Raw genomic sequence first — 6,942 nt, 5'->3', positions numbered from 1 at the left:
GGCCGGCAGGGACAAAAGGGAGCCCGGCTCCCCGGACAGAAGGTTTCATGGCCAATAGGATTGTCGGTTGGGTGATCCTCGTCCCGCTCTCGCTGGGCCTGATCCTTTTCGCCCTGGCCAACCGCCATGAGGTGGCGGTCTATTTCAATCCCTTCATTCGCGTCGACGGCGCCGTGGCGCCCGGCTATGGCGTGCCGCTCTTCGTGGTGCTCTATGCCGTGCTGCTGATCGGCGTGCTGCTGGGCGGGGCGGCCACCTGGCTGGCCCAGGGCCCGCATCGCCGCCGCGAGCGGCACTGGCGCCGCGAGGCCGGCATGCTCAATGGCGAGCTGGAAAAGCTGCGCCGCCAACAGGGCCAGGCCGCCCCCGGCTCCCTGGCCGAAACCGACGACCTCCTGGAGCTGCGCTGAGCGAAGAAGATGGCCGACCCCCTCGTCATCAAAATCTGCGGCATCAAGACCCCCGACATCCTGGAAACGGCCATCGCGGCCGGCGCCGACATGGTGGGCTTCGTGCATTTTTCGCGCTCGCCGCGCCACGCCTCGGTCGAGCAGATCGGCGATCTGATCTCGCAGGCGCGCGGGCGGGTGCAGACCTGCGTATTGCTGGTCAATCCCGACAATAGCTGCGTGGCCGAGGTCGCCGCGCTGGGACCGGACTGGATCCAGCTTCACGGCCCCGAGACCCCCAACCGCATCGAGGCCATCCGCGCCGAGGCGGGGGTGGAAATCATCAAGGCCCTGCCCATCGGCTCGGTGGCGGACGTCGCCAATGTCGCCCAATTCGCCACGGTGGCCGACCGCATCCTGCTCGATGCCAAGCCGCCCAAGGGCGCCGACCGGCCGGGCGGATTGGGCGATACCTTCGACTGGGGGCTTCTGGAAGCTCTTGACCCGTCCATCCCCTTCATGCTTTCGGGGGGCCTGACGCCGCAAACCGTCGCCGACGCCATCACGACCGTGCGCCCCTTCGGGGTGGATGTGTCCTCGGGCGTGGAGCGCGCGCCCGGCGTCAAGGACAAGCGGCTGATCGAGGCGTTCATCGCCAACGCGCGCTCGGCCAATTAGGATCTACGCGCGGGGCTCCCCTCGGCGCTTCGAGGGGGAAAACCCAATGAACGGCACCAATTCCCTGCGCAACGGCCCCGACGAGCACGGCCGCTTCGGGCTTTATGGCGGGCGTTTCGTCGCCGAGACACTGATGCCGCTCATCCTCGACCTCGAGCGCCACTACCGCGCCGCCCGGGCCGACCCGGCCTATGGGGCCGAGTTGCAAAGCCTGGCCACCCATTATACCGGCCGCCCCAGCCCGCTCTATTTCGCCGAGCGCCTCACCCGCCATCTGGGCGGGGCCAAGGTGTGGTTCAAGCGCGAGGAGCTCAACCACACCGGCAGCCACAAGATCAATAATTGCCTCGGGCAGATCCTTTTGGCCAAGCGCATGGGCAAGACCCGCATCATCGCCGAGACCGGCGCCGGCCAGCACGGCGTGGCCACCGCCACGGTCTGCGCCAAGTTCGAATTGCCCTGCACCATCTTCATGGGCGCCACCGACGTCGCGCGGCAAAAGCCGAACGTGCTGCGCATGAAGATGCTGGGCGCCGAGGTGCGGCCGGTGACCGCCGGCGCCGGCACGCTCAAGGACGCCATGAACGAGGCGCTGCGCGACTGGGTGACCAATGTCGAGAGCACCTATTACCTCATCGGCACCGCCGCCGGCCCCCATCCCTATCCGGAGATGGTGCGTGACTTCCAGTCGGTGATCGGCACCGAGCTCAAGCAGCAGTTCCAGGCCGCCGAGGGCCGGCTGCCCGACGCCGTGGTCGCCTGCGTCGGCGGCGGCTCGAACGCCATCGGCACCTTCCACGCCTTTCTCGACGACCCCGAGGTCGCCATCTACGGCGCCGAGGCGGGCGGGCATGGCCTGGATGTGGAAAACGGCCACGCCGCCTCCATGACCGGCGGCCGCCCCGGCGTGCTGCACGGCAACCGCACCTATCTGCTGCAGGACGATGACGGGCAGATCCTGGAAGGCCATTCCATCTCGGCCGGGCTCGACTATCCCGGCGTCGGGCCGGAGCATTCCTTCCTGCACGACACCAGGCGCGTCACCTATGCGCCCATAACCGACACCGAGGCGCTCGACGCCTTCCAGCTCTGCACCCGGATGGAAGGCATCATCCCGGCGCTGGAAAGCGCCCATGGGCTGGCCCAGGTCATCAAGCTGGCCCCCAAGATGGGCAAGGACCAGTCGGTGGTGCTGTGCCTGTCGGGGCGCGGCGACAAGGACGTGGAAAGCGTCGGCAATTATCTGGGGCTTTTGTAGACCATGACCACCCGCATCGACACCCGTTTCGCGGCGCTGAAATCGGCCAACCGCCCCGCCCTCGTCACCTTCATCATGGCCGGCGATCCCGACCTGGCGGTCGGCCAGGCGATTCTGGACGCCCTGCCCGGGGCCGGCGCCGACATCATCGAGCTGGGCATGCCCTTTTCCGACCCCATGGCCGATGGCGTCGCCATCCAGCTTGGCGGCCAGCGGGCCCTGGCCGCCGGCCAGACCCTGCGCGGCGTGCTCGCCATGGTCGAGAATTTCCGCCGCAAGGACAATGAAACCCCCATCGTGCTCATGGGCTATTACAACCCCATCTATATCTTCGGGGTGGACGCATTTCTCGCCGCGGCGAAGCAGGCGGGCGTCGACGGGCTGATCGTGGTCGACCTGCCGCCCGAGGAAGATGCCGAACTATGCCTGCCCGCGCTGGCGGCGGGGCTCAATTTCATCCGCCTGACCACGCCCACCACCGATGACGCCCGCCTGCCGGCGGTGCTCAAGAACACTTCGGGCTTCGTCTATTACGTCTCCATGACCGGGGTCACCGGCGCCGCCATCAAGTCGCGCGCCGCCGTGGGCGATGCGGTGGACCGCATCAAGGCCCATACCGACCTGCCGGTCGCGGTCGGCTTCGGCATCAAGAGCGCCGAGGACGCCGCCGAAATCGGCCGCCATGCCGACGCCATCGTGGTCGGCTCGGTGCTGGTCGAGGCGGTGGGCAATGCCGCCAGGGCCGGCAAAAGCGGGCCCGAAACCGTCGCCGCGGTGCGCGCCATCGTCGCCGACCTGGCCCAGGGGGTAAAGCGGGCGCGGGTCTGATAACCGCCCCGGCGCCTTTGCCCTTCCGCCCCGGCCCTGATAAGAAAAGCCATAATTGACCCCTAGGTGACCCGTAAGTCCCCGCAAAAGGCCCATTCCATGAACTGGATCGACAATTTCGTCCGCCCCAAAATCCGCTCCATCCTCGGACAGAAGCGCGATATCGGGGAGAATCTGTGGGTCAAGGACCCGGAATCGGGCGAGATGGTGTTCTATCGCGATCTCGAAGCCAATCAGTGGGTGGTGCCCAATTCGGGCTATCACATGAAGATCAAGCCGGTGGACCGGCTCAAGACCTTCCTCGACGATGGCGAATTCACGCTGGTGCCGGTGCCCTCGGTGGCCACCGACCCGCTCAAGTTCCGCGCCCAGAAGCGCTATATCGACCAGCTCAAGGAAAACCGCGCCAAGACCGGCTATGACGACAGCGTCATCGTCGCCACCGGCAAGCTCTATGAGCGCCCGGTGACCGTGGCCGTGCAGGATTTCGACTTCCTCGCCGGCTCGCTGGGCATGGCCGCCGGCCAGGGCATCATCACCGGGCTCGAAACCGCCGCCGAGCGCAAGACCCCCTTCGTGCTCTTCGTCGCCTCGGGCGGCGCGCGCATGCAGGAAGGCGTATTGGGCCTGATGCAGATGCCGCGCACCACCGTGGCCGTGCTGCGCCTGCGCGAAGCCGGCCTGCCCTTCTTCGTGGTGCTGACCAACCCCACCACCGGCGGCGTCACCGCCTCCTACGCCATGCTGGGGGACGTGCATATCGCCGAGCCCGGCGCGATGATCGGCTTTGCCGGCGCCCGCGTCATCGAGCAGACCATCCGCGAAAAGCTGCCCAAGGGCTTCCAGCGCTCGGAATATCTCTATGAGCACGGCATGGTCGACATGGTGGTGCATCGCCACAATCTGCGCGCCACCATCGGCTCGCTGGCCGGCATATTGACCCGCGCCGAGCCCTCGGCCGCCCTGGCCGGCGCCCCGGCCCTCACCGACCGCTCCAGCCTGCGCGACGCAGCGCTGGCGGCCGAAACCGATGACGGGGACCTGGCCACCCCGCCGCCCGGCGCCCACGCCGAGTAAGCACCGGGCTGAAAAGGGCGGGCCGGCGAGGGCGCGGCCCTCTTTACCAGCACTTAAGGACGCTCACCTATTTTTCCCCGGAACGGGCGCGGCGGAATCGCGCGCCCACTCTGCCGGGGGAAGCGCCATGTCCAAACTGTCTTTGCCCATCGCCCGCAAGCTGCCGCTGGCGCTGCTGGGGTCGGCCCTGCTGGTCAGCCTGGGCGTGGGGCTGGGCAGCTATGCCATCGGCAGCCAGGCGCTGCGCGCCTCGGCCGAGACCAATCTCATTACCCTCGCATCCGAGCGCGGCCGGCAGGTGGCCTCCTATATGCGCTCGGTGGAGGAAGACCTCAACTCCACTTCGCGCTCGGGCGAGACCGCCCAGGCGCTGCGCGACTTCGCCGGCGCCTGGCTGCAATTCAAGACCGACCCGACGGCCGAGCTGCGCCAGCTCTATGTCGAGGCCAACCCTAACAAGGACGACCCGGCGGCGCTGGAAACGCTGGGCACCACCGGCGCCTATGACGTCACCCATACCCGCTTCCACCCCAGCTTCCGCAACAAGGCGCGGGCGCGGGGCTATGGCGATCTCTATCTGTTCGACCTCAAGGGCTATCTGGTCTATTCGGTGCACAAGCGCGCCGATTTCGGCACCAGCCTCGCCGCCGGCCCGCTGGCCGCCTCCCCGCTCGGCCAGGCGTTCAGCGCGGCGCTGGCCATCGAGGACGAGACCAATATGGCCTTCGTCGATTTCGCCGCCTATGGCCCCATCGCCGACCAGCCGGCCAGTTTCCTGGCCAAGCCGGTGTTCAACGCGCAGGGCCGCAAGATCGGCGTCGTCGCCTTCCAGCTGCCCTCCGAGCGGCTGGACGACGTGGTGGGAGACCGCACCGGGCTGGGCCAGACCGGCGAGGTGATCGTGGTGGGGGAAGATGGCCTGCTGCGCTCCGATTCCATCTTCACCGAGGACGGCGACGTGCTGGCGACCGGCTTTGCCGGCCCCATGCTCGACGCAGCCCTGACCGGCGAGACGAGCGAGGGCGAAACCGAAGCCTATCGCGCCATGCCCATGCTGGCCGCCGCCGCGCCCATCGCCACGATCAACGGCCATTGGGCCGCCGTGGCGGTGATGGCCACCGACGAGGTTCTGGCCCCAGTGACCAATATGCGCAACATGATGCTGCTGATCGGCGCCGGCCTTCTGGCGGTGGTGGCGGGGCTGGGACTGGTGTTCTCGCGCAGCATCACTTTGCCCATCACCCGCCTCACCGCCACCATGGACGGGCTGGCCCAGGGCAATCTCGATATCGAGGTCGAGGGCGCCACCCGCGGCGACGAGCTGGGCGCCATGGCCCGCGCGGTGGAGGTGTTCCGCGAGAACGCCAGGCGCATCGCCCATATGACCGAGGCGGAAGCCGCCCAGGTTCTGGCCAGCCAGGCCGAGCGCGCCCGCATGATGGAAAGCCTGCAACGCGCCTTTGGCGACGTGGTGGACGCCGCCATCGCCGGCGATTTCTCGCGCCGGGTCAATGCCGAATTCCCCGATGCCGAACTCAACGCCCTGGCGGGCAGCGTCAATACGCTGGTCGAAACCGTGGATCGCGGGCTTTCGGAAACCGGCGACGTGCTCGCGGCGCTGGCCGAAACCGACCTGACGCGGCGCGTCGGGGGCGAATATCAGGGCGCCTTTGCCCGGCTCAAGCACGACACCAATGCGGTGGCCGAAAAGCTCGGCGAAATCGTCGGCCAGCTGCGCAGCACCTCGGGCGCACTCAAGACCGCGACCGGGGAAATCCTCTCCGGGGCGAATGATCTGTCCGAGCGCACCACCAAGCAGGCGGCGACCATCGAGCAAACCTCGGCGGCCATGGAGCAGCTGGCCGCCACGGTTCTGGACAATGCCCGCAAGGCCGAAACGGCCAGCGGCGAGGCGCGCATGGTATCGCGCAGCGCCGAGGAAAGCGGGGAGGTGATGGCCCAGGCGACCCAGGCCATGGAGCGGATCACCCAGTCCTCGGCCAAGATTTCCAACATTATCGGGCTGATCGACGATATCGCCTTCCAGACCAACCTGCTGGCCCTGAACGCCTCGGTGGAAGCGGCGCGGGCGGGCGAAGCGGGCAAGGGCTTTGCCGTGGTGGCGGTGGAAGTGCGGCGGCTCGCGCAGAGCGCGGCGGAAGCCTCCTCGGAGGTCAAGGGGCTGATCGAGCAATCGGCCGAGGAGGTGAGCTCGGGCTCGCGGCTGGTCAGCGAGGCGGCCGACCAGCTCACCGGCATGCTCGACACGGCGCGCGACAATAGCAGCCTGCTCGAATCCATCGCCGCCGAGAGCCAGGCGCAGGCCACCGCCATCCGCGAGGTCAATGTCGCCATCCAGCAGATGGACGAGATGACCCAGCACAATGCGGCGCTGGTGGAAGAGACCAATGCCGCCATCGAGCAGACCGAGGCCCAGGCCAACGAGCTCGACGGGGTGGTGGATATCTTCACCCTGCAGGCAAGCGCGGCGCCGGGGCGCATCGCCGCCTGAGCCAAGGGCGCATCGAATCGGTGGAAAGGCGCCTTCGGGCGCCTTTTTTCGTTTGCCCGGCGGGCTTTGCCGATAGAGCTTGCGGCCACGCTTTGTGGCTTGCCAAAGACCCGCCCTTGCCGGCTAGATGGGTGGTGCAGAAGGTTTTTTGGAAAACGGGGTAGGAAAAATGACTGGGAAGAACGCAATTACCCGCCGCG

The 6,942-nt window shown here is 67.7% G+C and carries 6 protein-coding genes; all 6 read left to right on the top strand.

The genetic code is table 11. The features are described from left to right. Positions 1-47 precede the first annotated feature (47 nt). The 6 genes from VDP82_RS11845 to VDP82_RS11820 all read left to right on the top strand — a co-directional run bounded on the left by VDP82_RS11845 (position 48) and on the right by VDP82_RS11820 (position 6,742). On the top strand, positions 48-410 hold the full coding sequence (locus VDP82_RS11845) for a DUF1049 domain-containing protein (protein ID WP_323015053.1): 363 nt from the start codon (positions 48-50) through the stop codon (positions 408-410). Positions 411-419: 9 nt separating this feature from the next. Beyond that, a complete protein-coding gene (locus tag VDP82_RS11840; RefSeq protein WP_323015052.1) occupies positions 420-1,067 on the top strand; it encodes a phosphoribosylanthranilate isomerase in 648 nt (215 codons plus the stop codon). Positions 1,068-1,113: 46 nt separating this feature from the next. Next, positions 1,114-2,325, top strand: coding sequence for a tryptophan synthase subunit beta (gene trpB / locus VDP82_RS11835; RefSeq protein WP_323015051.1), 1,212 nt, complete (start codon positions 1,114-1,116; stop codon positions 2,323-2,325). A gap of 3 nt (positions 2,326-2,328) precedes the next feature. Further along, the gene (gene trpA, locus VDP82_RS11830) at positions 2,329-3,153 is read left to right on the top strand and encodes a tryptophan synthase subunit alpha (protein WP_323015050.1); all 825 of its coding nucleotides are present in this window, start codon (positions 2,329-2,331) and stop codon (positions 3,151-3,153) included. Between the two features lie 99 nt (positions 3,154-3,252). After that, positions 3,253-4,230, top strand: a complete 978-nt coding sequence (gene accD, locus VDP82_RS11825; protein ID WP_323015054.1) for an acetyl-CoA carboxylase, carboxyltransferase subunit beta — start codon at positions 3,253-3,255, stop codon at positions 4,228-4,230. A gap of 127 nt (positions 4,231-4,357) precedes the next feature. After that, positions 4,358-6,742 (top strand): methyl-accepting chemotaxis protein, encoded by a 2,385-nt coding sequence (locus tag VDP82_RS11820; RefSeq protein ID WP_323015049.1) that lies wholly within the window; start codon positions 4,358-4,360, stop codon positions 6,740-6,742. Positions 6,743-6,942: the final 200 nt, after the last annotated feature.

It is taken from the genome of Devosia sp. (assembly GCF_034675085.1).
Lineage (GTDB): Bacteria > Pseudomonadota > Alphaproteobacteria > Rhizobiales > Devosiaceae > Devosia.
Note: the sequence above shows the minus strand (reverse complement) of the source record. Positions and strands in the feature narration are given on the sequence as shown.

Coding starts and splice junctions, on each gene's coding strand:
- VDP82_RS11845 (WP_323015053.1), top strand. CDS start 48: ATGGCCAATAGGATTGTCGGTTGGGTGATCCTCGTCCCGCTCTCGCTG.
- trpB (WP_323015051.1), top strand. CDS start 1,114: ATGAACGGCACCAATTCCCTGCGCAACGGCCCCGACGAGCACGGCCGC.
- accD (WP_323015054.1), top strand. CDS start 3,253: ATGAACTGGATCGACAATTTCGTCCGCCCCAAAATCCGCTCCATCCTC.
- trpA (WP_323015050.1), top strand. CDS start 2,329: ATGACCACCCGCATCGACACCCGTTTCGCGGCGCTGAAATCGGCCAAC.
- VDP82_RS11840 (WP_323015052.1), top strand. CDS start 420: ATGGCCGACCCCCTCGTCATCAAAATCTGCGGCATCAAGACCCCCGAC.
- VDP82_RS11820 (WP_323015049.1), top strand. CDS start 4,358: ATGTCCAAACTGTCTTTGCCCATCGCCCGCAAGCTGCCGCTGGCGCTG.